21 protein-coding genes are annotated in these 24,385 nt (G+C 73.1%); 11 read left to right on the top strand and 10 right to left on the bottom strand.

Annotation, left to right across the window (positions count from 1 at the left end; translation table 11 throughout):
• Positions 1–34 precede the first annotated feature (34 nt).
• Genes ACWEOH_RS10735 through ACWEOH_RS10725 form a run of 3 tightly spaced genes read right to left on the bottom strand, consistent with a single transcriptional unit; the run spans position 35 to position 4,364 of the window.
• Positions 35–1,777: an amidase gene (locus tag ACWEOH_RS10735; RefSeq protein ID WP_452030756.1), complete on the bottom strand. Its 1,743-nt coding sequence runs from the start codon at positions 1,775–1,777 to the stop codon at positions 35–37.
• Positions 1,774–2,808 carry an agmatine deiminase family protein gene (locus ACWEOH_RS10730; RefSeq protein ID WP_452030754.1) on the bottom strand — a complete coding sequence of 345 codons (1,035 nt, stop codon included), beginning with the start codon at positions 2,806–2,808 and terminating at the stop codon, positions 1,774–1,776. Before ACWEOH_RS10730 ends, ACWEOH_RS10735 begins: the two co-directional genes overlap by 4 nt.
• A complete protein-coding gene (locus ACWEOH_RS10725; RefSeq protein WP_452030752.1) occupies positions 2,805–4,364 on the bottom strand; it encodes a purine-cytosine permease family protein in 1,560 nt (519 codons plus the stop codon). Before ACWEOH_RS10725 ends, ACWEOH_RS10730 begins: the two co-directional genes overlap by 4 nt.
• A 119-nt stretch (positions 4,365–4,483) precedes the next feature.
• On the opposite strand from ACWEOH_RS10725, the gene ACWEOH_RS10720 reads away from it, so the two are divergent.
• The 3 genes from ACWEOH_RS10720 (at position 4,484) to ACWEOH_RS10710 (ending at position 9,887) form a co-directional block, all read left to right on the top strand.
• Entirely contained in the window at positions 4,484–5,116 is a 633-nt protein-coding gene (locus ACWEOH_RS10720; protein WP_452030750.1) for a TetR/AcrR family transcriptional regulator, read from the top strand.
• 81 nt (positions 5,117–5,197) lie between these two features.
• Positions 5,198–6,214, top strand: a complete 1,017-nt coding sequence (locus ACWEOH_RS10715; protein WP_452030748.1) for a zinc-binding alcohol dehydrogenase family protein — start codon at positions 5,198–5,200, stop codon at positions 6,212–6,214.
• A 130-nt stretch (positions 6,215–6,344) separates the two neighbouring features.
• Entirely contained in the window at positions 6,345–9,887 is a 3,543-nt protein-coding gene (locus ACWEOH_RS10710; RefSeq protein ID WP_452030746.1) for a TM0106 family RecB-like putative nuclease, read from the top strand.
• Positions 9,888–9,911: 24 nt separating this feature from the next.
• On the opposite strand, the gene ACWEOH_RS10705 is transcribed toward ACWEOH_RS10710, so the two are convergent.
• Positions 9,912–10,349, bottom strand: a complete 438-nt coding sequence (locus tag ACWEOH_RS10705; RefSeq protein WP_452030744.1) for a YdeI/OmpD-associated family protein — start codon at positions 10,347–10,349, stop codon at positions 9,912–9,914.
• 82 nt (positions 10,350–10,431) lie between these two features.
• Between ACWEOH_RS10705 and ACWEOH_RS10700 the strand changes: the two genes are divergently transcribed.
• Entirely contained in the window at positions 10,432–10,710 is a 279-nt protein-coding gene (locus ACWEOH_RS10700) for a glutaredoxin family protein (protein WP_452030742.1), read from the top strand.
• 32 nt (positions 10,711–10,742) lie between these two features.
• Here the strand turns inward: ACWEOH_RS10700 and ACWEOH_RS10695 are convergent, their stop codons facing one another.
• Positions 10,743–11,744, bottom strand: coding sequence for an LLM class F420-dependent oxidoreductase (locus ACWEOH_RS10695; RefSeq protein ID WP_452030740.1), 1,002 nt, complete (start codon positions 11,742–11,744; stop codon positions 10,743–10,745).
• Between the two features lie 111 nt (positions 11,745–11,855).
• On the opposite strand from ACWEOH_RS10695, the gene ACWEOH_RS10690 reads away from it, so the two are divergent.
• The gene (locus ACWEOH_RS10690) at positions 11,856–12,257 is read left to right on the top strand and encodes a hypothetical protein (protein ID WP_452030739.1); all 402 of its coding nucleotides are present in this window, start codon (positions 11,856–11,858) and stop codon (positions 12,255–12,257) included.
• A 43-nt stretch (positions 12,258–12,300) separates the two neighbouring features.
• Here the strand turns inward: ACWEOH_RS10690 and ACWEOH_RS10685 are convergent, their stop codons facing one another.
• A complete protein-coding gene (locus ACWEOH_RS10685; protein WP_452030738.1) occupies positions 12,301–13,485 on the bottom strand; it encodes a baeRF3 domain-containing protein in 1,185 nt (394 codons plus the stop codon).
• Between the two features lie 81 nt (positions 13,486–13,566).
• On the bottom strand, positions 13,567–15,039 hold the full coding sequence (locus tag ACWEOH_RS10680) for an FAD-binding protein (RefSeq protein ID WP_452030737.1): 1,473 nt from the start codon (positions 15,037–15,039) through the stop codon (positions 13,567–13,569).
• 205 nt (positions 15,040–15,244) lie between these two features.
• Here ACWEOH_RS10680 and ACWEOH_RS10675 point away from each other — a divergent pair, with 205 nt between their 5' ends.
• Positions 15,245–16,306 (top strand): LLM class flavin-dependent oxidoreductase, encoded by a 1,062-nt coding sequence (locus tag ACWEOH_RS10675; protein ID WP_452030736.1) that lies wholly within the window; start codon positions 15,245–15,247, stop codon positions 16,304–16,306.
• Between the two features lie 63 nt (positions 16,307–16,369).
• On the opposite strand, the gene ACWEOH_RS10670 is transcribed toward ACWEOH_RS10675, so the two are convergent.
• Positions 16,370–16,786 (bottom strand): transferase, encoded by a 417-nt coding sequence (locus ACWEOH_RS10670; protein WP_452030735.1) that lies wholly within the window; start codon positions 16,784–16,786, stop codon positions 16,370–16,372.
• Between the two features lie 229 nt (positions 16,787–17,015).
• Here ACWEOH_RS10670 and ACWEOH_RS10665 point away from each other — a divergent pair, with 229 nt between their 5' ends.
• The 3 genes from ACWEOH_RS10665 (at position 17,016) to ACWEOH_RS10655 (ending at position 21,155) form a co-directional block, all read left to right on the top strand.
• Entirely contained in the window at positions 17,016–18,329 is a 1,314-nt protein-coding gene (locus ACWEOH_RS10665; RefSeq protein ID WP_452030733.1) for a glycosyltransferase, read from the top strand.
• A gap of 136 nt (positions 18,330–18,465) precedes the next feature.
• Positions 18,466–20,220: an ABC transporter ATP-binding protein gene (locus ACWEOH_RS10660; RefSeq protein ID WP_452030731.1), complete on the top strand. Its 1,755-nt coding sequence runs from the start codon at positions 18,466–18,468 to the stop codon at positions 20,218–20,220.
• A gap of 83 nt (positions 20,221–20,303) precedes the next feature.
• Positions 20,304–21,155, top strand: coding sequence for an energy-coupling factor transporter transmembrane component T family protein (locus ACWEOH_RS10655; RefSeq protein ID WP_452031912.1), 852 nt, complete (start codon positions 20,304–20,306; stop codon positions 21,153–21,155).
• Positions 21,156–21,183: 28 nt separating this feature from the next.
• Here the strand turns inward: ACWEOH_RS10655 and ACWEOH_RS10650 are convergent, their stop codons facing one another.
• Positions 21,184–22,140 (bottom strand): FKBP-type peptidyl-prolyl cis-trans isomerase, encoded by a 957-nt coding sequence (locus ACWEOH_RS10650; protein ID WP_452030729.1) that lies wholly within the window; start codon positions 22,138–22,140, stop codon positions 21,184–21,186.
• 108 nt (positions 22,141–22,248) lie between these two features.
• Between ACWEOH_RS10650 and ACWEOH_RS10645 the strand changes: the two genes are divergently transcribed.
• Positions 22,249–23,103 (top strand): class I SAM-dependent methyltransferase, encoded by an 855-nt coding sequence (locus ACWEOH_RS10645; protein ID WP_452030727.1) that lies wholly within the window; start codon positions 22,249–22,251, stop codon positions 23,101–23,103.
• Between the two features lie 27 nt (positions 23,104–23,130).
• On the opposite strand, the gene ACWEOH_RS10640 is transcribed toward ACWEOH_RS10645, so the two are convergent.
• Positions 23,131–23,943, bottom strand: a complete 813-nt coding sequence (locus ACWEOH_RS10640; protein ID WP_452030726.1) for a metalloregulator ArsR/SmtB family transcription factor — start codon at positions 23,941–23,943, stop codon at positions 23,131–23,133.
• Between the two features lie 84 nt (positions 23,944–24,027).
• Here ACWEOH_RS10640 and ACWEOH_RS10635 point away from each other — a divergent pair, with 84 nt between their 5' ends.
• Complete coding sequence (locus ACWEOH_RS10635) at positions 24,028–24,372, top strand: hypothetical protein (RefSeq protein ID WP_452030724.1); 345 nt, start codon at positions 24,028–24,030, stop codon at positions 24,370–24,372.
• Positions 24,373–24,385 lie beyond the last annotated feature (13 nt).

Here is a 24,385-nt window from a genome sequence, read left to right as displayed (position 1 = left end):
CGTCAGGGTAGCGCTCGCGCCGGCCCGCACCGCGTCAGAGCCTCGGCGTGCGCGGCGGCTCGGTGCGGCGCGATCCCGTGGCCTCGAACGCCGCGGCGAGCGCGAGCAGCGCGTTGTCGTCGTACGCACGTCCGGCGAACGTCAGCCCGACCGGCATCCCGAGGTCGGCCATGGTGCCCATGGGCACGGTGACCGTCGGGATGCCGAGGTGCCGCGGCACGAGGTTGCCGTTCGCGACCCACACGCCGTTGCGCCAGCCGAGGTCGGCGGATGCCTCGACGACGTCCATGTCCGCGGGGCCGACGTCGGCGACCGCCGGGAACACCACCGCGTCGAGGCCGAGGTCGTCCATCCACTGCTCCAGGTCGAGCCGGCGGGTCTCCTCGAGGCCGCGGAGTCCGCCCTCGAGCTCGGGCATGTCGGCGAACGTCGCGCCCGGGTTCGCGCGGGCCCAGTCGGGATACTCGGCGACGTCGTCGTCGAACCCGGTGTACCGGTCGGGCAGGGCGCCCTCGGGCTGCGGGAAGATCCGCGCGCCGTCGACGTCGGCCAGCGAGTGCAGCGCGGGGTCGCCGTTCGCCTCGAGGAAGTCGTTCCACGACCAGGCCGAGAGGTCGACGATCTCGCGGTGCAGGTACTCGGGGCTCACGAGTCCCCGGGTCGCGATCGTCGGCGCGCCCGTGCGGTCGCCCTCGTAGTTCGACACCACCGGGAAGTCGACGAGCACGACCTCGGCGCCCGTCGCCTCGAGGTCGCGGCGCGCGGCCTCCCAGAGGTCGATCACCGACGGGCGCGTCTCGATGCGCTGCCCGGTGGGTCCGCCGATGCCGGGCGAACGACCTGGCTCGGCGGTGCCCGCCTCGGGATCGTCGTTCACGTACATGCGCGGGATGCCGAATCGCTTGCCGGCGAGCGCCGAGCGGGCCGCCGCGGCATCCGCCGGTCGCAGCGCCGGGTACGAGTCGGGCCGCACCGACGACGACGCCGGGATCTCGACCCACGGCTGCACGCGCCAGAAGTCGCCGCGCGTCTCGGCGTCGTCGGCGACGATCACGTCGAGCACCTCGAGCAGGTCGGCCATCGAGCGCGTGTGCGGCACGACCACGTCCATGGTCGGCACGAGCGGCCAGTTGCCGCGCACCGAGATGACACCCCTCGAGGGGGTGTACGCGCAGAGCGCGTTGTTCGACGCGGGCGCGCGGCCGCTCGACCAGGTCTCCTCGCCGAGGCCGAAGGCCGCGAAGGATGCTGCGGTGGCCGTGCCCGAGCCGTTCGACGAGCCCGAGCCGAACGCCGCCGTGAGGTACTCGGCGTTGTACGGGCTCTCGGCGCGGCCGTAGACGCCCCGCTGCATGCCGCCGTTCGCCATCGGCGGCATGTTCGTGAGGCCGATGAGCACGGCGCCCGCCGCGCGCAGCCGCTCGATCGTGAACGCGTCGCGCTGGGCCACGAGGTGCTCGAACGCGGGGCTGCCGGCGGCCGCGGTGAGCCCTCGGGCGAGGTAACTGTCCTTGGCGGTGTACGGGATCCCGTCGAGCGGGCCGAGCGTCTCGCCGCGGGCGCGGCGCTCGTCGGAGGCCCGCGCGTCGTCGAGCGCCGACGGGTTCATCACGACGAGCGCGTTGAGCCCGGTCGCTGTGCCCGGGCGGTCGTACGCCTCGATGCGGTCGAGGTACGCCCGCGTGAGCGACTCGCTCGTCGCGCGCCCGTCCTCGAGCGCGGCGCGCAGCTGCGCGATCGACGCCTCGACGACGTCGACCCCCTCCGCCCCGCTCATCGCGTCACCGCCGGCTGCTGCTGCGTGATGCAGTGGATGCCGCCGCCGCGGGCGAAGAGCGGGCGCGCGTCCACGGTGACCGCACGGCGCCCGGGGTACGCCGCCTCGAGGATCTCGCGCGCCGCGGCATCCGCTCGCTCCTCGCCGAACCCGCATGCGATGACGCCGCCGTTGACGACGAGGTGGTTCACGTAGCTCCAGTCGACGAAGCCCTCGTCGTCGCGGAGGGTCTCGGGCGCCGGCAGGTCGAGGATCTCGAAGCGGCGGCCCGCGGCATCCGTCTGCTCGGCGAGGTGGGCGCGGAGCTCGCGGGTCACCTCGAAGTCGGGGTGCTCGGGGTCGCGCTGGTCGTGCAGCAGCAGGCGTCCGGCCGACGGCATCGTCGCGACGATGTCGACGTGGCCGTTCGTGCCGAACTCGTCGTAGTCGCGGGTCAGTCCGCGCGAGAGCCACACGACGCGGGTGGCGCCGATGGTGCGGGCGAGCTCCGCCTCGACGCGCGCCCGGTCGGCGTACGGGTTGCGGCGCGGGTCGAGCTGCACGGTCTCGGTGACGAGCACGGTGCCCTCGCCGTCGACGTGGATGCCGCCGCCCTCGTTCACGAGCAGGCTGCTCACGGTCTCGGCGCCGACCAGGTCGGCGATGAGGCGCGCGTGCTCGGCGGACTTGCGCCACTCCGACCACGCGGGAGCGCCCCAGCCGTTGAACACCCAGTCCACGGCGCCGAGGACGCCGGGCCGCTCGTCGTCGAAGACGAACGTGGGGCCGTGGTCCCGCATCCAGAACTCGTCGACCGGCGCCTCGACCTGCTCGATGCCGTCGCCGAGCATCGACGCCGCGCGCTCGCGCTCGGTCGGGTCGACGAGCATCGTCACCGGCTCGAACTCGGCGACGGCGAGCGCCACGGCCGTCCACGCGGCGTAGCCCTCCTCGCGGTCGGACGTCGACTCCCCGAGGGTGATCCCCTCGCGCGGGAACGCCATCCAGGTGCGCTCGTGCGGGGCGGTCTCGGCGGGCATGCGCCAGGTCATGCGGGTACCTCCATGGTGACGGGGGCGGATGCCGCGGCATCCGCCTGCTGGGTTCCGGATGCCGCGGCATCCGCTGTCGCATCGCGACCGACGATCGGCGCACCGGGGCGGAGCGCTCGATCGCGGTACGGCGAGGTCGTGAGCCAGAGCACGGCGTAGAGCGCCCCGGCGAGGAACGGGCCGGCGACGGCCGAGAGGTCGGCGCCGCCGAGTGCGGCCGCGATGGGGCCGACGTAGAGGGTCGTGTTGGCCATGAGCACGGCGAGCGTGGTGCCGACCACCATGGTGACGACGCCGGGCCAGAACACGCCCCCGTTGTACCAGAACGGGCTGCCCCGGCGCTCGTCGCTCAGGGCGACGCCGTCGTAGCGGTTGCGGCGCAGCAGGATGTCGACCGCGTAGATCGCGACGAGCGGTCCGAGCACGGTGACGCTGAGCTCGAGCGACGCGTTGAGCGTGTCGAGGAAGCTCGGCGCGAGGTAGACGAACCAGCCGGCCGCCACGGTCGCGAGGACGCCCGTGATGATCACGGTCGCGGCGCGCGAGACGCGGATGCCGAGGCCCTGCGCGTAGAGGCCGGTCGAGTAGGCGACGAGCACGTTGTTCGTGATGCTGCCCAGTACGACGATCGCGAGGAAGACCGGCGTGAACCAGCCGGGCACGATCTCGCCGATGGTGAGCTGCGGGTCGGTCATGTCGATCGCGGTGCCGGCGACCACGCCGAGGGTGCCGATGAGCACGGCCGGGATGAACCCGCCGAGCGCGGTCCACAGGGCGACCGTGCGCTTCGGGGTGTCGCGCGGCAGGTAGCGGGCGTAGTCGGCGCCGGTGCCCCACGACAGCGGCCCCGACGCGACAATCGCGTAGCCGAGCAGCACCATGGCCCAGTGCTCGCCGTCGGGCAGCGGCGCGGGCCGGTACGTGAAGTCGGCGGCCTGGAACACGAACACCGCGAGCACGATGAACGCCACGGCGAGCGCGGCCGAGAAGAACGGCGACAGCTTCGTGATCGTCGCGTGGCCGTAGACGCTGAGCACGAAGCTCAGCGCGGCGACGACCACGAGCACGACCCAGCCGAGCCCGCCGGAGACGTCGATGCCGATGAGCCCGAGCAGCGCATTGGCGGCGAGCGTCGCGACGGCGATGTTGATGATCTCGTAGAACAGGCCGATCGCGACGCCGAGTCCGCCGCCGAAGACGCGGTTGCCGCGGATGCCGAACATGGCGCGCATCACGGTGACGCTCGGCGTGCCCGACGCGGGGCCGCTCACGGCCAGCCAGCCGACGGCCGCCCACCAGAGGTTGCCGACGACGGTGATCGCGAGCGCCTCCCAGATGGAGAGGCCGAGCAGCATCAGCACACCGCCGAGCACGAAGTAGAGGTAGACGACGTTCGCGCTCATCCAGACCCAGAACAGCTCGCGCGGGCGGCCGTGTCGCTCGGCGTCGGGGATGACGTCGACGCCGTGGGTCTCGATGCGGCCGGCGCGGTCGGATGCCGCGGCCGCGCCGACGTGCGGCGACGCTGCCGCTGGGCTCGGGGTCTGGTTGCTCATCGTTGAGGACTCTCCGGTTTCGATCGCCCGGGGCGATCTCTGGACTCGGCCGCGGACTCGACCTATTATTGATCACACGATCAATAAGTTGCAAGGACGCTACCTACACTGAGGTCACGATGTCAAGACCCCCTCGCAAGAAGGCCGCTCGCAAGTCGCCCGCCGAGCGCTCCGCAGAGATCACGGATGCCGCGCGCGCCGTCGCCCTCGAGCACGGCCTCTACGGGGTGACCCTCCGCAGCATCGCCGCGCGCATCGACGTCGCCCCCGCCCTCGTCGCGCACTATCAGCCGAACATGGACGTCCTGGTCGCGAGCACGTTCGGGTCGATCGTGGCCGACGAGCTCGCCGAGCTCGAAGACCTGGTCGCCCCGCTGCCGACGCCGAGCGCGCAGCTCGCGCGCCTCCTCGACACGCTGCTCGACGGCACCCGCGACGACGTCACGGTCATCTGGGTCGAGGCGTGGGCGCTGGGCCGCCGCAACGAGGCGCTCGCGCAGCGCGTCCGCGAGGAGATGGACGACTGGCGCGTGTTCGTGCAGGGCATCGTGCAGGCGGGCGTGGCGGCGGGGGAGTTCGAGACCGACGACGCGGCATCCGTCGCCTGGCAGCTGCTCGGCATGATCGACGGCCTCAACGCGCACGCGCTCGTGCGCTGGGAGGACGCGACCGACCGCGGCTCGCGCATCGGGCACGCCGTCGAGGGCATGCTCGGCCTCGGCCGCGGCGCGCTCGCGCCCTCCGGTGGCTGAGGAGGCCGCGAAGCAGCCGTCTCGAAACCACACCACCGCACACCCGGGAATCCCCCACCGCGCCCGCCGGTTCCCCTTCACATGACGACCCTCCCGACCACCATGCGCGCCGTCGCCGCCACGGGCGCCCTCCCCCTCGACGACGACCGCGCGCTCGCCGACGTCGAGCTGCCGCTGCCCGAGCTGCGTCCGCGCGACGTGCTCGTCGAGGTCGCGGCGGTGTCGGTGAACCCGGTCGACCTCAAGACCCGGATGCGCCGCGCCGCCGACGCCCCGCCCATCGTGCTCGGCTACGACGCCGCCGGCACCGTCGTGGCCGTCGGCCGCGACGTGACGCTGTTCTCCCCCGGCGACGAGGTGTACTACGCCGGCGTCATCAACCGGCAGGGCACGAACGCCGAGTTCCACGCGGTCGACGAGCGGCTCGTCGGACGCAAGCCCGCCAACCTCTCGATGGCCGAGGCGGCCGCGATGCCCCTCACGACGATCACCGCGTGGGAATCGCTGTTCGACCGCCTCGGGCTGCGCGCCGACAGCACGGGCACGCTGCTCGTGCTCGCCGGAGCTGGCGGCGTCGGTTCGATCCTGACCCAGCTCGCGCGGCAGCTCACCGACGTCACGGTGATCACGACCGCGTCGCGCCCCGAGTCGCAGGAGTGGTCGCGGCGGATGGGCGCGCACCACGTGCTCGACCACCGGGGCGACCTCGCGGCATCCGTGCTCGAGCTCGCCCCCGGCGGCCTCGACCGGGTCTTCACGCCCGCGACCGCCGGACGCGTGCCGCTCTTCGCCGAGGTCGTGCGGCCGTTCGGGCAGGTCGTCGCGATCGACGAGGACCCCGACATGGACCTGCGCGCGCTCAAGTCGAAGAGCATCGCCTGGCTCTGGGAGTCGATGTTCACGCGCGGGGTCTTCGAGACGCCCGACATGGTCGGCCAGCACGAGCTCCTCGACGCCGCCGCCGGACAGGTCGAGGCGGGCACGCTGGTCACGACGCTCACCCGCGAGATCAGCGGGCTGGATGCCGCGGGCCTCCGGGAGGCGCACGCGATCGTCGCCTCGGGGCGCAGCATCGGCAAGGTCGTCGTCACGCGCTGAGCGGTCCGCGGGCCTGCGGATGCCACGCGCCCGCGATGAGCGGATGCCGCGGCCGTTCGCCCTGAGGATGCCGCGGGCCGATGTCGGTCGCGCCCGCTAGCGTGGTGGCGAAGCCGAGGGAAGGAGCCGAATGTTCGTCGTCGACGGCTCCGTGGTCACCAGCGCGAGCGACCTGAAGAAGGCGTCCGAGTGCGAGTTCGCGTTCCTGCGCGAGCTCGACGTGAAGCTCGGCCGCGAGACGCTCTTCGAGCCCAACGCCGACGCGATGCTCGAGCGCGCGGGGCGCCTCGGCGACGAGCATGAGCGGCGCGTGCTCGCGCGCTACCGCGAGCAGTTCGGCGACGGCGTCGTCGAGATCCCGCAGCCCAACGTGCGCGACGCCGAGGCGGTCGCGGCGGCGGTCGAGGCGACTCGGGCCGCGCTCGAGGCGGGCGTTCCCGTCGTCTACCAGGCGACGTTCGCCGACGCGGGCTTCATCGGGTTCGCCGACTTCATCGTGCGCCGGCCCGACGGCCGATATCGCGTGCAGGACTCGAAGCTCGCTCGGCACGCGCGGGTCACCGCGCTCCTTCAGCTCGCCGCCTACGCCTCGCAGCTCGATCGCATCGGCATCGCGAGCGACGACGTGGTCGAGCTGCTGCTCGGCGACGGCACGAACAGCGAGCACCGCCGCGACGACATCACGCCCGTCTACGTGCAGCGCGTCGCGCGGTTGCGACAGCTCGTCGACGAGCGGGTCGCCGCCGACGGTCCGGTCGCGTGGGGCGACCCCCGCTACACGCACGACGGCCGCTGCCCCACGTGCGAGCTCGAGGTGCAGGCCAACCGCGACGTGCTGCTCGTCGGCAGCCTGCGCGTCACCCAGCGCGAGCCGCTCGCCGAGGCCGGCATCACCACGATCGACGAGCTCGCGACGTCGACCGGGTCCGTCCCGCACCTCATCGACTCGACGGTCGACAACCTCCGCGCGCAGGCGCGCCTGCAGCTCGTCGCCGAGGCGGCCGAGCTCGCCGCCGAGGCCTCCGGCGAGCGCGGCCCCGACGACCCGCCGCTCGCCCCGCCGGTCGAGGTTCGCGAGGCGGCCGCCCTCGCGGCGATCCCCGAGCCGAACGCGGGCGACCTGTTCTTCGACTTCGAGGGCGACCCGCTCTACACCGAGGGCGACGCCACGTCGTGGAACCTCGACTACCTCTGGGGCATGGTCGACGAGCAGGAGCAGTACACGGCGCTGTGGGCGCACTCGTTCGCCGAGGAGCGCGAGGCGCTGCTGCAGTTCCTCGAGCTCGTGAAGCTGCGCCGCCAGGCGCACCCAGACCTGCACATCTACCACTACGCGTCCTACGAGCGCACGCACCTGACGACCATCGCCGCACGGCACGGCGTCGGCGAGGCCGACGTCGACCAGCTCCTGCACGACGGGGTGCTCGTCGACCTGTATCCCATCGTGAAGCGGTCGGTGCGCGTGGGCAGCCGCTCGTACTCGATCAAGAAGCTCGAGCCGCTCTACATGGGCGACGAGCTGCGCGAGGCCGACGTGAAGAGCGGCGCCGACTCGATCACCGAGTACGTTCGGGCGCGCCAGCTCGTCGAGTCGGGTGGAGCAGCCGAGACGGTCGAGGCCGAGCGCATCCTCGACGACCTCGCCGACTACAACCGCTACGACTGCGTGTCGACGCGGCGCCTGCGCGACTGGCTGCTCGCGATCGCACGGCGTGAGGGCGTCGAGCCCGTGCCGCCCGCCTACCTCGCCGAGGGCGCGGCGAAGGTCTACGAACCGACGCCGCTGGCCCTCCAGTTGCGCGAGCTCGTCGGCCCCGCAGCGCCCGGCGACGGACGCACGCCCGACGAGCTCGCGCTGGCCCTGTCGGCCGCGGCCATCGACTACCACGACCGCGAGGCGAAGAGCTTCTGGTGGTCGCACTACTTGCGCGTCGACCAGCCCGTCGACTCGTGGGAGAACCACCGCGACGTGCTCGTCGTCGACCCCGCGGTCTCGCGCGTCGCGCAGCGCTGGTACGAGGAGGGCACGCGGCAGTACCCCCGGCGCGAGGTGCTGCTCGGCGGGCGCATCGCCCCCGGCTCCCGGTTCGGCGTGGGCGCGAACGTGTTCCTCCTCTACGACTGGCCGGCGCCGTTCCCGTCGAGCACGATGCGCCCCGGACAACGGGCCTGGTCGAGCGGCACGATCCTCGAGGTCACCGACACCGGCGTGCTCGTCGAGGAGGTCGGCGTCGCCGATGCCACGTGGCCGGGCCTCCCCATGGCGATGACGCCCGGCTGGCCGCCCGACTCACGGGCGCTCAAGGCGGCGATCGCCGAGTGGGCGGCGCCCATCCCCGCCACCGTGCCGGCGCTGCCGTCGAACCCCGCCATGGACGTGCTACGGCGCCTGGCCCCGCGAGCCGCAGGCGGACTCGCGCCCGTGCTCGGCGCCGACTACGTCGACGCGGTCGTCGAGTCGGTGCGGCGACTCGAGCACTCGTACCTCGCCGTGCAGGGCCCGCCCGGCACGGGCAAGACCTACGTCGCCTCGCACGTCATCGCGCGCCTCGTCGCCGAGCACGGCTGGCGCATCGGCGTCGTCGCGCAGTCGCACGCCGTCGTCGAGCACGTGCTCGAGGCGGTCGTCGCAGCCGGCCTCGACGCCGCGCTCGTGGGCAAGGCCGTGAAGGATCCGGCAGAGGTCGAGTCGCGGGTGTTCACGGCCTTCGCGAAGAAGGACGACCTGTCGAAGTTCACGGCCGAGCGCCCGTCGGGCTACGTCGTCGGCGGCACCGCGTGGGACTTCTGCAACGTGAAGCGCGTGCCGCGGGGCTCGCTCGACCTGCTCGTCATCGACGAGGCCGGGCAGTTCTCGCTCGCGTCGACGATCGCCGTGTCGGTCGCCGCGCGCAACCTGCTCCTGCTCGGCGACCCGCAGCAGCTGCCGCAGGTCAGCCAGGCGCTGCACCCCGAGCCGGTCGACACCTCCGCGCTCGGCTGGGTCGCCGACGGCCATGAGGTCCTCCCGCCCGAATACGGCTACTTCCTCGCCGAGAGCCGACGGATGCACCCGGCTGTCGCCGCGCCGGTGTCGCGGCTGGCCTACCAGGGCGAGCTCCGCTCGCATCCGATCGCCTCGACCCGGCACCTCGACGGCATCGACCCCGGCGTGCGTCCGATCCCCGTCGACCACGAGGGCAACACGACCTGGTCGCCCGAGGAGGCCAACATCGTGGTCGAGCTCGTCGCCTCACTGCTGGGGCGCGACTGGTCCGACGCCGGCGACGCGGCATCCGGGCCGGTCCGGTCGCCCGCCCGGCCCCTCGAGCAGACGGATCTCATCGTCGTGACGCCCTACAACGCGCAGCTCACGACGGTGCGCGAGGCGCTCGATCGTGCCGGGTACCCCGACGTTCCGGTGGGCACGGTCGACAAGTTCCAGGGCCAGGAGGCGGCCGTCGCCATCGTTTCGCTGGCCGCGTCGTCTGCGAGCGCGGCGCCCCGCGGCATCGAGTTCCTCCTGCTGAAGAACCGGCTCAACGTCGCGATCTCCCGTGCGAAGTGGGCGGCCTACCTGCTCTACTCGCCCGGCCTGCTCGACGCATTGCCCCGCCGCCCCGACGGCGTCGCCCAGCTCAGCGCGTTCATCCGGCTCGTCGGGGCCGACGTGCCCGAGGCGGTCGCGGTCTAGCGCGACCGAGTGGCCCGGGCCGGCTCAGCTCGTCAGCTGCTCGACTGCCTTCGCGATCCGCCGCTGACGGGTCTCGGCGGCCTTCGCGCCCTCGATCGCCGTGACGTGCGCCTTCTTGTGGCTGGGGGCGAGCTTCTCCCAGGCCTCGCGCGCGCCGGGCGTCGCGTCGAGCGCCTCGGCGAAGTCCGCAGGCGGCTCCACGATGCGCGGCGCCGTGTCGAGCTCGAGTTCCACGACGATGTGGTCCCCGCCGCCGAGCCCGGTCGTCGCGCGCTTGTCCGAGCTGAACGGGATGAGGAACGTGCCGCCCATCGGGGCGATCGTGCTGCGGTACTCGAAGCCGTTCACGTTCACGACCACGGGCGGACGCTTGCCGGCGCCGAACGATTCGACGACCTCGGGCGGCACCTCGATCCCGGTGTTCCGGCCGTCCACGAGCAGCAGCTCCGTCTCGAATCGCATGCGGCGAGTCTGCCACCCGCGCCGACAGCGCGACAGCCCGAAGCTGGGAATACCGCACAGCCTCGCTGCGTATGGTCCCTACGTGACTTCCCCTTCAACGTCAGACCTGAACCCTGCCCGCATCACCATGTACGGCGCCGCCTGGTGCGGCGACTGCCGCCGCTCGAAGGCGCTCCTCGACGGCCGCGGCGTGGACTACGAGTACGTCGACCTCGAGGTCGTCGTCGACGGCGCCCACCGCGCGAAGGCGATCAGCGGCCGCACGCAGATCCCCGTGGTGGTGTTCCCCGACGGGACCCACTTCACCGAGCCGACCGACGCGGAGCTCGGCGCGAAGCTCGACGAGGCGCTCGCGGCGTAGCCCGGCGCCTGACGCTCATCGGTCTGCGGGCCCTATCCCTCCTGCAGCGCCGGGATCACCTCGCGCGCGAACAGCTCGAGCCCCGAGCGGTCGAACGCCGCCTCGGGGAAGTAGTGGATCGCGTACCCGAGGCCGCGCTCGCGGCGCTCGGCGAGCATCGCCGCGACCTGCGACGGCGTCCCGACGGCGAACGCCTCGGGTCCGCGGAACGCGTGCATGTACTCCGCCGTCTTCGCGGGGCCGAGGTACGGCGCGACGCGGGCCTCGATGGCATCCAGGCGCCGCGCGACATCCGCCTCGTCGACGCCGACGACGGTGTTGAAGTTCGTCGACCGCGTGATCGCCTCGAAGTCGGTGCCGAGGTCCTCGCAGTGGGCGCGGAGCACCTCGCTCCGGTGCACGAACTCCTCGATCGACCCGGCGAAGTTCGTGTACGACGCGTACTGCGCGGCGATGCGCAGCGTGACCTTCTCGCCCGCACCGGCGATCCAGATCGGGATCCCGCCGGGCTGCAGGGGGAGCGGACGCACGATCGCCCCGTCGACCCGGTAGTGCGTGCCTTCGAGCGTCGCCGACCCGGTCGTCCACGCCTGGCGCATGATGTCGACGCCCTCGCGGAGCCGCGCGAGCCGCTCCCCGACCGGCGGAAAGCCGTAGCCGTACGCCCGCCACTCGTGCTCGTACCAGCCGCCGCCGATCGCCATCTCGACGCGTCCGCCCGAGATCACGTCGACCGTCGCCGCGACCTTCGCGAGGTACGCGGGATTGCGGTAGCTCATGCATGTGCACATCTGGCCGAGCCGAACGCGCGAGGTCGTCGCGGCGTACGCCGACGTCAGCGTCCACGCCTCGTGCGTCGCCTCGGTCTCGCTCGCGACCGGCACGGTGTGGAAGTGGTCGTAGACCCAGATCGACTCCCAGGGCCCGGCGTCGGCGAACTCCGCGAGCCCGCGCATCGTGTCCCAGTGCTCGGCCGGCTGGATGCCGACGAGATCGTGACGCCAACCCTGGGGAACGAACATTCCGAATCGCATGGGTGCAAGCCTAGGTCGGCGCGAGGACGCCGGAAACCGCTTCCTCGTCGTCGGCGGATCTCAGCGCCAGCACTGAGGACGCCTCATGGGGGCGCCCCTAGCGTCGAGGACATGACTGGGCCGAACCATTGCGACTTCTCCGCCGCCGACTTCCGGGCGACCGCGATCGAATCGTCGGCCGGGCGCCTCATCCGAGTGACGGGATCGGGCCTCTGCCCGACGAGCGGCTGGGAGCTGCGACTCATCGCGGCCAACCCCGGCGGGGTCCCCCACCCCGAGACCCTCTGGCTCGAGCTGCGCGAGTTCGAGCCGCGCAAGGCCCCGCGGGTCGTGACCGAGACGACGGTCGAGGCGATCGTCGAGGACTCGCGGGCGCGCGAGATCGTGCTCCGCTTCGGCTGGCGCGAGGGGTTCACGATCCCGGTCGTCGCCGCGTCGATGCCCAGGAGCCGGCGCGCGGCACGCCGGGCATCGGATGCCGCGAAGGGCCGGCTCGCGGCATCCGCCGTCTGACCCGCCTGGCCTGTCGTACCCCGCCAGGGACCCTGAGACCCGGCTACGCAAGCGCGTAGCGGAGCTCGGCCATCGCCGGGCCCGACCAGACGTTGTCGTCGAGGTCGTCGCTGCGCACGGTGACGACCTTGCCGCCCTTCGCGATCACGAGCAGCGCGAGCTGCGGCAGCACGTCGCCCGCGAGGGTCCCGTCCTGCAGGCTCTCGCCCTCGCCGTTGCCGGTGGCGAACTCGATCGCCCCCGACTCCTGGTCGAGCGTGCCGTTGACCGACGTCGTGAAGTCGAACCACAGGGTCTCGACCGCCCCGTCGGCCGCGAGTCGCCCGATCGCGGCGAGGTCGCGCTCGACGCGACCGGCGCTGCCCTCGGTCAGGCCGTGCAGTGCGGCATCCGCCTCGTTGATGTTCAGCGTGCCGAGCTGCAGGCGCAGCGCCTCGTCGATCTCGGAGGGGGCGAGCCGGTCGGGTCCGCCGGGCACGGCGATGATGCGGCGGTGGTTGTGCGCACGCTCCATGAAGCCGCTGAGCGTCGGCTCGGTTGCGAACACGAAGAGCGGGACCCGCTCGTCGGGATCGTGCACCTGGAGCTCCTGGCGCACCGCGTCGGCGACGCGCTTCGCGTAGATGTCGAGCATGGCGGCGCGCTTGTCCTCCTCGCTCGTGCCGCGGTCGCCGTGGCCGCCGACGCGCTTCGTGCCGGCGCCGCCGGGCTCGCGGTTCGCGGCCTCCTCGGCGTTCTTCGGCAGGGTGGGCTCGACGGGCATCTGGGCGGCCCGGTCGGTGGGCGTCGCGTGCCAGAGGCTCCACTCGTTCGCGGAGATCGCGACGGCGTACGCCTCCTGGTCCTGGCTGGGGGCGCGCAGTAGCTGGCCGAGCGTGAAGTGCGAGCCGACGTGCACGGCGTCGTCGAGGCGGTTCGGCAGCACGAACACCTCGCTGAAGCCGGGCGCGACGAAGATCGCCATCGACCGGGCGAGGTTGCCCCAGAGCTGCTGGTCGAGCACGATCGCGTCGCGGGCACGACGCAGCTCGTCGACCTCGGCGGCGGAGGCGCCCGAGCCCTTGACCTGTTCGATCGCGTCGTCGAACGCGCTCTTCACGGCCACCTCGGACCGTTCTCGTTCGCTGACGACCGGCGATGTCGACGCGTAGATGGTGATCGCCGGGTGATGCGGGCCGGCCAGTGCGGCGAAGTCCGCGGTGGTGGGCAGTTCGTAGTGGAGCGTCATTCGTTCCCTCCCCCGGGAATCGCGACAGCGGTGTCGCTCGCTCCCAGCCTATGAAGGCCGCGGCGCGAGCGACACCCCCCGTCACCGACGCACGGGGTGGTTCGAGCGGATGACGCCCGTCGGGTCGACGGCGTTCTTCAGCGCGCGCAGGCGGTGCACCCGCTCGCCGAAGATGCGCTCGGCGCCGCGCTCCCGTTCGGCGAAGTTGAGGTAGTCGAGCGGGGCGCGCCACGGCTCCACGCGCGACAGCAGCCGACCCAGCGACATCGCGAGCGCCTCGGATGCCCCGGGCACCGCGATGCCCACGCCGAACACGGCGTACTCGGCGTCGAGGCCGGCGACGGCGCCCGGCGCCGGCGTGTCGCGCTCGGCCGCTGCGGCGTGCGCCGCTTCGGGCCGGAGGCCGCCGCCGAGGTGCCGGATCTCGGCGGAGAGCAGGGCGCTGCCCGAGTCGGGACCGACGGCGGCCACGAACGCGCGCACGGCGGCCGGGGGAAGCTCGGCGAGGAGCATGCTGTCGCCGTACCCGGGCACGGGCGCGGGCGGGTCCATGTGCAGCTGCAGCAGCTCGGGGATGGGCTGCGGGTGCACCGAGTCCATGGCGGGGCCGAGAGCCCGCAGCGGCGCGAGCAGCTCGTCGGCCCGTTCGGGCGACTCCTGGATGGCCGCCTCGACGACCACGAACGACTGCCCGGAGAGGAACGGCGGCAGGTCGGGCATCGGCGGGAAACGCAGCACCCGGCCGACCGACGTGACGCTGTCGGGCACCGTCGTCGTCCACGCGCCCCAGACCTGCAGCACCTCCTCGGCGCGCTCGAGCGGGAAGAAGAGCGTGCCGGCCACGATCTCGGAGATCGGGAACAGGCGGAACTCGAGGGCGGTCACGACGCCGAAGTCGCCGCCGCCGCCGCGCACCGCCCAGAACAGCTCGGGGTCGTGGTCGGCGTCGACGCGGCGTACCGCGCCGTCGGCCGTGACGAGCTCGACCGCGAGCACCTGGTTGGCGGCGAGGCCGTGCGATCGTCCGAGCCAGCTGATGCCGCCGCCGAGCGTGTAACCCACCACGCCGACGTCGTGCGACGATCCGGCGAGCGCGGCGAGGCCGTGCGGCGCGACCGCGGCGACCACGTCGCCCCAGAGCGCGCCCGCCTCCACGCGGGCGACCCGCAGCTCGGGGTCGACCGCGACGCCGCGCAGCTCCGACGTGCGCAGCAGCAGCGCGTCGGCGAGGCCGTTGCCCGCGGCGAGCGGGCCGGCGTTGTGGCCGGTGGCCTGCGGGGCGACCGAGAGCCCGAGGTCCTTCGCGGTGCGCACGGCCAGCGCGAGGTCCTCGGCGGAGCCGGCGACGACCACGGCGACGGGACGCTGGTCGACGGCGAGGTTCCAGGCGGAGCGCGCTTCGTCCCAGCCGGCGTCGCCGGGGATGAGCACTCGACCCGCGATGCGGTCGTCGAGCAGGGCCAGCGCCTCGCGGAGCGAGAACGTGGTGACGTCGTCTGAGTCGGCGCGCACGTCGGCGGGCGCCGTGACGGCGCCGGGCACAGGGGTGTTCACGGATGGTTCCTCTCGGGATCTCGCGTCTCGCGGGCCCGGGCCTCCGTGGAAGGCGGACGGCCGCGGGGGATCCCGGCGGCGCGCACGAACGCGATCTCCATCCCATGACGAATCGCCCCGCCGGACGACAGGGGCATCCCTCCGATCGGCTCAGGGACAACCCTGTCCCGGAATACCGACCCCGGCGCGGCGGTTGCCGAGAGGGATGACTCCCACGCCCCGCCTCTCCGTGCTCGACCTCGTCCCGGTGCGCAGCGGCCAGACCAGCGCGGGGGCGGTCGCGGCATCCGTGCGCCTCGCGCAGCTCGCCGACCGCCTCGGGTACACGCGCTACTGGTTCGCCGAGCACCACAACATGCCGGCCGTCGCGTCGACGACGCCGCCCGTGCTCATCGCGGCGACTGCGGCGCAGACCTCGCGGATCCGCGTCGGATCGGGCGGCGTGATGCTGCCGAACCACGCGCCGCTCGTGGTCGCCGAGCAGTTCGCCGCGCTCGAGGCGCTCGCGCCAGGGCGCATCGACCTCGGCATCGGCCGCGCCCCAGGCAGCGACCCCGTCATCACGCAGCTGCTTCGCGTGAGCGGGCCGACCGCCGACGTCGACCGGTTCCCCGACCACGTCGCCGACATCCTGAGCCTGCTCTCGCCCGACGGCGCGACGCTGCGGCTCACGAGCGGACGCGAGTACCCGATCACCGCGACGCCGGCCGCGACCGAGGTGCCCGAGCTCTGGCTCCTGGGGTCGAGCGACTACTCGGCGAAGCTCGCCGCGGAGCTCGGACTGCCATACGTCTTCGCCAACCACTTCTCGGGCGATGGCCTCGAGCGGGCGCTCGAGCTCTACCGCACCGAGTACCGGCCCAGCGAGCGGCATCCGTCGCCCGTCACGTTCCTCACGATGAACGCCTCGGTCGCGCCGACCGTCGAGGAGGCGGAGGCGCGCGCCCTGCCGCAGCTGCGCTCGATGGCGCGGCTGCGCGCGAACCGGCCGATGCGGCCGCTCGAGACCGTCGAGGAGGCGCAGTCGGCCCCCGCCGACTCGATCGCCGACGAGCTCATCGCGGGCATGCGCCGACGCTGGGTCATCGCGGATGCCGCGACGGCCGCCGGCGAGCTGCGCCGTTTCGCCGAGCGCCACGGCGTCGACGAGGTCATGGTCTCGCCGATCGCGGGTGCGTACGAGGCCGAGCCGGCGGATGCCGCGCCGGGCCGCGAGCAGACGCTGGAGCTGCTGGCGGGCGAGCTCAGCACGCCCGTCGTGGAGTAGCCCGAACATGCGGATGCCCCGGGGGCTGTGCACCCCGGGGCATCCGTGTCGTCTGGTTGCGGCTCAGGCCGCGAGGCCGAGCCGGCGCAGGTCGTCGCTCGATGCGCGGAACTCCGCGCCCTCGGCGATCGTCGCCTCGCGCGGCACCCGCGCACCGTTCTGCACGCGTGCGTCGGCGCCGATCTCGGCGTAGGGACCGATGACCGCGTTGCGGCCCACGACGGCGCGACGTCCGACGTGCGCGCGCTCGCCGATGACGGCGCGCTCGGCGACGATGGCGTCGCGATCGACCCAGCCGCCCGGGCCGATGTTCGCGTTGCGCTGCACCTCGGCGCCCGGGTCGACGTAGGCCGTCGGGTCCACGAACGCGGTGGGGTCGACCTTCGCGGTCGTGGCGACGAGGCCGCGACCGTTCACGTGCTTGCGGTAACGCCGCAGCACCCCGTTCTCGTCCTCGAACTCGACGTAGCTGATGCCCACGTTCTCCTCCTTCCGGCGTGGTCCTCCCACGCCGCTCCGACGTGGTGGCTCCACGTCCGGACATTGGTACAACATCGGGGCTGACCGGGGCATTCCCGGTTTCGAGGCAGCCCGAGGACGCCCAGCGAACCCACAGCTCGGTGCCAGCCCTGAAACCCGATGGGGCCAGCCAGGAAACCGGTCCGGATCGCTTGTCCACGGTTCCGAGCGGTGGATAGCTTCACTGCTTATGTCCACCTACCTCCTCTGCGCCAGCCCCATCCAGGGCCACGTGGCGCCCATGATCGCCATCGCCCGCGACCTCGTCGGCCGCGGCCACGACGTCACCGTCCTCACCGGCTCGCGGTTCCGCGACGCCGTGCTCGCCGCGGGCGCCGATCACCGCCCGCTCGTCGGCATCGCCGACTACGACGACCGCGTCATGCAGGATCTCCTGCCCGAGCGCGACCGCCACCGCGGCATCGCGAAGCTCGAGTACGACGTGCAGACCATGTTCGTGCGGCCCGTGCCCGACCAGTTCCGCGCGGTCGAGCAGGCCATCGCGGAGCTCGGCCCCGACGCGATCCTCGCCGAGGGCGCGTTCGCCGGCATCGTGCCGCTGCTGCTCGACGACCCCGCCTCTCGGCCGCCGATCCTCGGCGTCGGCGTGATCCCGCTCGTGCAGCTCAGCGTCGACACCGCGCCGGCCGGGCTGGGCCTCGCGCCGAAGCCGGGCGCGTTCGGCCGCCTGCGCAACCGGGTGCTGAACGGGCTCGTGACGAAGGTGATCTTCCGCAAGACGCAGGCGCTCGCCCAGCAGGTCATGCGCGACCTCGGCCGCCCCGGCCTCGACACGTTCGTCTTCGACTCGACCCGCAAGTGCGACCGCTACCTGCAGCTGTCGCCCGCCGAGTTCGAGTACCCCCGCAGCGACCTCAGCCCGAACGTGCGCTTCGTCGGCACGGTGCTGCCGCCCGCCCCCGCAGACCCGGCCCTGCCGTCGTGGTGGGACGAGCTCGACGGCGACCGCCCGGTCGTGCACGTGACCCAGGGCACGATCGACAACAAGGACTTCGACCGGCTCGTACGCCCGACGCTCGATGCGCTCGCCGACCGCGACGTGCTCGTGGTCGTGGCGACCGGTGGTCGTCCGGTCGAGGAGCTCGGCGAGCTGCCGGGCAACGCCCGCGCGGCGGAGTTCCTCCCCTACGACCGGCTGCTCCCGAAGACCGACGTCTTCGTCACGAACGCCGGCTTCGGGGGCACCCAGTACGCGCTCAGCCACGGCGTGCCGATCGTCGCGGCGGGCGACACCGAGGACAAGCCCGAGGTCTCGATGCGCGTGCAGTGGTCGGGCGTCGGCGTGAACCTGCGCACGGGCACGCCCACCGCGGCCGCCGTCGCGAGGGCGGTGGACGAGGTGCTCGCCGACCGCACGTACCGCGACCGCGCCCGCGCGATGGCGGCCCGGATCCGCGAGGTCGACACGTTCGACCTCATCGAGGCCGAGCTCGAGGCATCCGTCATCGCCGCCTCGCTGAGGCTCGAGACGCCGGTCGGCTGAGGCATCCGTCGGGCCGGGTGAGGGCGGCGGATGCCGCGCCTCGCCCCGTCCGAACGGGAGAGGTTAGGCTGTCCTAAGCCGACCCCGTCGGCGATGCTTCGCCCGCCGGCGGCAGCCGGCACGACCGGGACTCCCGATGACCGCTCCCCTGCTCGAGCTCGATGCCGTGCGCATCCGCCACGACGGCGCGACCCGCGCGACGCCCGACGGCGTGAGCCTCGCGGTGCGGCCGGGCGAGGTCGTGCTCGTGCTCGGGCCGTCGGGCTGCGGCAAGTCCACGCTCGCGCTCGCCCTCGACGGACTGGTGCCGCACGCCGTGCCCGCTGAGCTCGCCGGCACGGTCTCGATCGCCGGGCTCGACAGCCGCGAGCATCCCGTCGGCGTGCTCAGCGCGCACGTCGCGATGGTGTTCCAGGACCCCGACGCGCAGGTGGTCACGGGCACGCTGCTCGACGAGGTCTGCTTCGGCCCCGAGAACCAGCTCGTGCCGGCCGAGGAGGTGCTCGCGCGCGCCGAGCGGGCGCTCAAGCTCGTCGGGCTCTGGGAGCGGCGGGCCGACAACCCCGACCGCCTCTCGGGCGGTGGCCGGCAGCGGCTGGCGATCGCCTGTGCGCTCGCGATGGCCGCACCCGTGCTCGTGCTCGACGAGCCGACGGCCAACCTCGACCCCGCCGGCATCGACGAGGTCTACGCCGTGCTGCGCGAGCTCGCGTCGACGCGCGACCACGCGATCGTGCTCGTCGAGCACAACCTCGACGCCGCCGTCGACATCGTCGACCGGGCGGTCGTGCTCGACGCCGACGGTCGCGTGGCCTTCGACGGACCCGTGCGCGAGGTGCTCCGCGACCAGGTCGACGAGCTGCTCCGGCTCGGCGTGTGGCTTCCGGTCTCCACGCTCGCGGCGCTGCGCCTTCGCGCAGCAGGCGTCGTGCTCGAGCCGCTGCCGCTCACGCCGGCGGAGCTGGCCGCCGCGCTCGACCGGCTCGAGGAGCTGCCGGCGCCCCGAGTGGAGGCGACGACGGCTTCGGCTGCGCCCGCACTCGACTCGGCCCCGGCGTCCGCCCGACCGGCGATCCGCATCCGCGGGCTCTCCGTGCGCCGCGGCGGACGGCGCGGCCCGGTCGTGGTGCACGACGTCGACCTCGACGTGGCGGCCGGCGAGTTCCTCGCCGTCGTCGGCACGAACGGCGCCGGCAAGACGAGCCTGCTGCAGGCCGTCGCGGGCGTCATCCCCGCGGCATCCGGCACCGTCGACGTGCTCGGCCTCGACCCGCAGCGCGCCGACTCCCGTGAGCGCAGCCGCCGCATCGGCTTCGTCTTCCAGAACCCCGAGCACCAGTTCGTCGCGACCACGGCCGAGGAGGAGCTCGACACGAGCCTGCGCGTGCAGAGGGTGCCCGCGGCCGAGCGCGCCGCGGAGGTGACGCGGATGCTCGAGCGATTCGGCCTCGACGAGCTCCGGGCGCAGCATCCGTTCCTCCTCTCGGGCGGGCAGAAGCGCCGACTCTCGGTGGGCACCGCCCTGATCGCGGGCGCACCCGTCATCGCGCTCGACGAGCCGACCTTCGGGCAGGATCGCGAGCGGGCCGCGGAGCTCCTCGACGTGCTGCGCGCCCTGCACGAGGAGGGCACCACGGTGTTCGTCGTGACGCACGACCTGCAGCTGGTCGCCGACTACGCGACGCGCGTCGCCGTGATGGCCGACGGACGCCTGCTCGGCGCCGGCCCGACGGCCGAAGTGCTCGCCGGTCCGCTCATCGACGAGGCGGGCCTGCGCCACCCGCCGCTCGCCCGGGCCACCCGCGGGCTCGCGCGGCATCCCGAGTGGCATGCGGTCACTCGGATGTCGCAACTGCCGTCGCCCGCGGGCTCGCCGGAGGGCGCCTCGTGACCGCCGCCGGGGCCCGCGAGGCGCAGGCGTCGGCACCGGCATCCGACGTCGCGGGCGCCGACGGCCACCGCGCCGCGGGCGCGATCGCCGCGAACGCCGTGCTCGACCCGTTCACCGCGCGCCCGGCGCCGAGCGGCCGGTTCCTGCACCGGCTGAACCCGCTCGCCAAGCTCGCCGCGCCGCTGCCCGCCATGCTCGCGCTGATCGTCACGCGTGGCCTCGCGATCCCGGCGGTGCTCATCCTGCTCTCGCTCGCGGTGCTCCTCGTCGGCGCTCGGTTGCGGGCGCGCGCCGTCGTCCTGCTCCTCGTGGGTGTCCCCGTGCTCGTCGCGGTGCTGGGCGTGACCTTCGGCGTGTGGGTCGACCCGAGCCGGATCGAGGCGGGGAGCCCCGGGGCATCCGTGGTGCTCGTCGAGGTCGGCGACTGGCAGTTCACGCTCGCCGCGTACCTCATCGGGCTCGCCACCGCGCTCCGCATCGCGGCGCTGCTCGTGCTGAGCCTCATCGCCGGGCTCACGACGACGGGTCCCGAGCTCGTGCGCGCCCTCGTGCAGAACCTTCGAGTGCCCTACCGGATCGGCTACACCGCCCTCGCGGCGCTGCGCTTCGTGCCGCGGTTCGGGCATGAGCTCGAGGTGATCCGGGCGGCGCAGCGCGTGCGCGGGCTCGACCACGGGCGCGGCCCGGTCGCCGCCGTGCGCCGAACGCTCGCGGTCGCGATCCCGCTGCTCGCGAGCGCGATCCGCCACGCCGAGCGCGTCGCGCTCGCGATGGACGCACGGGCGTTCGGCGCCCACGCCACGCGCACCGAGCGCACCATCAGTCGCTGGCGCGCCCGCGACACCGTCTTCGTCGCGCTCGCGTGGTGCGCGATCGCGGCGGTGTACTGGTGGGGGCTCTCCACCGGGTTCGGCGGACTGGGCGGGCGGCCGTGACGCGCTCGCGCGACGGCCGCCCGGGTGCCTACTGGCCCTGCTCCGTGGCGGGCGCGGTGTCGATGATCTCCACGAGGAACACGAGCGTCTGACCGCCGAGCTCGGCGGCGTTCGGGTCGGTGCCGTAGCCGTACTGCGGCGGGATCGAGACGATCAGCTTCGTGCCGACCTTCTGGCCGACGAGCGCAGCGCCGAAGCCCTGGATGACCGCGTCGGTCGTGAACTGCGCCGGGTCGCCGCCGTAGGACTGGTCGAAGACCTCGCCCGTGTCCCAGCTGGTGCCCTGGTAGTGCAGGGTGACGTTGTCGCCCGACTGCACCTCGGCGCCGTCGCCCTCCTCGAGCACCTTGAGCTGGTACTCGGCGGGCGGGGCCGTGTCGGGCAGGGTCACCGTGGGCACGTCGCCCTCGGCGCCGAACTCCACCTCGGGCACGTCCTCGGTCCACTCGGCCGGCTTCAGCGGCTCCTGCACGTCGACCACGATGACGACCGTCTCGTTCGGGGCGATGCCGATGGTCTCGTTGCCCTGGTCGCCGTAGAGCGTCGACGCCGGCGCGACCGTGACGGTGCGCGAGCCGGTGGGCACGCAGTCGATGCCCGCGAGGAACGCCTCGAACACGCTGTCGTCGCCCGCCTTGATCGTGGCCGGCTGCGAGAAGGCCTGCTGGCCGGTCGTGCCCGAGAACGCGCTCACGATGGCGTTGACGTCGTCGCCCGCCTGCGTGACCTCGCCGTCGCCCTCGATGACGACCGTGCGCTCGAGCTCGTCGGCCTCGAGGGGCGTCGTGAACGTCGCCGTCGGCGCGGTGCCGAAGTCGCCTTCGACCTGCACGCTGTCGCTGAGCGAGCCGGACGACACGTCCATGCAGTCGGCGCCGGCCGGGGTCGTGGTCTCGGGTCCGGAGCCGGCGGCGCAGCCCGCGAGGACGAGCGCGGCGGCGGAGAAGAGTGCGACGGGCGCAGCGCGGCGCAGGGCACGGTTCATGACGGGGATTCTCGTTTCGATCGGGAACGCGAACTGCCAGTCTGCCCGGTGCGGCTCTCGATTGCCTGAGACTTCGGATTTCCGCCGGATCAGGACGAGAATGGGCAGATGGGGGACACGACGACCGTACCCGATTCCGCGGGGGAGTTCGCCGGGACGGCCGACTCCGTCGCCGGACTCGACGAGGTGCTCTGGAACACGATCTCGACGGCCGTGCTGCTGCGGTCGCATCCGCAGTTCGACGAACGCGTGCTCGACGCGTACGCCCGCGACGGGGCATCCGCCCTGCCGACCGCCGAGCTCGTCGGCATCGGCGGGCTGGTCGACGCCGTCGAGCCGTCCGAGTCGCTGGTGTCGCTGGCCCGCGAACGGGCGGGCGAGCGGATGCCGCAACTGCAGCTGCACGTCGCCGATCCGGCCGGGTGGGAGCCGGCCGGGTACGACCTCGTGCAGTGCGTCCTGGGCGTCGCCGCGTTCGACGACGTCGAGGCGGGGACCCGCCACCTCGTCGAGCGTGCACGACCCGGCGGCCGCGTCGCCGTCGCGGTCTGGGCACGGGACTCGCTGGATCCGCTGCCCGAGTTCCTCGCCGCTGCGATCGGCGGATCAGCCGCGGCCGAGCCCGACGGGGATGCCGACGAGCGTCCGGACTCGGAACCGGACGGGGTCGCCGAGCCTCCGCACACCGTCAGCGCGGCGAACACGGCCGGGAGCCTCGCGCACTGGCTGACCGAGGTCGGCCTCGTCGACGTGAGGGCCGAGGCGGTGCAACGGCACGTCGACCTCACCCCCGAGCTCGCCTGGCTCCTCGTGCAGGGCACCGGTCTGCATGGGGTGATCGAGGGGCTCGACGGAGCCGAGCTCGACGCGGTGCGTGAGCGGTACCTCGCGGCGATCGCCGAGGCGGACGTCCGAGCCGTCGACGCCACGACGCTCATCGCGGTGGGCCGACGCCCCGAGTGACTCCTGGGCGGGTCATCGCCCGAGAGCTCAGCGGCCGGGCGCAGGATCCGAGCCGGTGTGCTTCGGGCGGGAGGATCGCCGCCGGTGGACACCGCCGCCACGGCCGACGTGCTCGACCAGCCGCCCCAGCACCAGCGACCATGCGACCGAGAGGAACTGCGCCTGTCCCGCGTCGAGCGCCTCCTGGTGCACCTCGATGCGGCATCCATTGCGCTCGGGTCTGAAGCGCAGGTACCCGACGAGCTGGCGGCCGGGAACCGGAACCGCCTCGTCGTCGAAGTCCCAGCGCATGGCGATGAGGTCGGGCGGCGCGACGACCTCGTACCGACCACGCACCACCGTGCCCCATTCGAGGCGGGTCGAGAAGCGGCCGTCCTCGATCGACACGGGCACGCCGAGGAAGTCCGAGAACCTCGCCCCGTCGACGAACGACGCGAACGCGTGTTCCCTCGCCAACGGCACATCCACCGCGACCGTCACCCACTGCTCGACGCCGGCTCGCGCGAGCGCACCCTCGGGGATGTCGTCCGCCACGTTCCACTTGTCATCTGCGGAGCCCAGCAGCGGCAGCACCGCTCTCATCGCCGCGCGGTCGGCGCGGTACCACCGGAACGTGCCGTCGCGGCGTTGCGCGAGGAGCCCGGCGGCCCGCAATGCGGCGAGGTGGCTGGAGATCGTGCCGGCGGTGAGGTCGAAGGACGCGGCGATCTCGCCGGCGGTCCGCTCCGCGTCCCAGACCAGCCAGAGGATCTCCCGGCGAACGGGCGACGACAGCGCATCGACGATCGCCTGCAGCGAGGTCTCTGCGACCCGCTGGGCCGGTCGGGGGGAGTCGGTCACGGTTCGTCCTTGTCGCGCGGTGGACGAGGGAGTATTTTGATCTCCATCAAAATATCAGTGAAATCGCTCAATGAGGTGAGCACCATGTCCAAGTACCTACTGCTCTACATGTCCCCGGTCTCGCCGCAGGACCAGATGGCGAACGCCACGCCCGAGGAGGGCGCGGCGGGCATGGAGGCCTGGAACGCTTGGGCCGGCCGGGCCGGAGCCGCACTCGTCGATTTCGGGTCGCCGGTCGCGTCGGCCGGCCAGGTCGGCCACGCGAACGCCGGTCCGGAGTCGGCCGGCAAGTTCGTCGGCGGGTACTCGATCATGGAGGCGGACTCCTCCGACGCGCTGCGTTCGAGCCTCGAGGACCACCCGCACCTCATGCTGGACGGTGCCTCGATCTACGTCTTCGAGTTCCTCGAACTGCCCAGCGGTCCCTGAACGGTCCACGAGC

This window comes from Agromyces sp. NPDC004153 (genome assembly GCF_053603635.1).
Note: the sequence above shows the minus strand (reverse complement) of the source record. Positions and strands in the feature narration are given on the sequence as shown.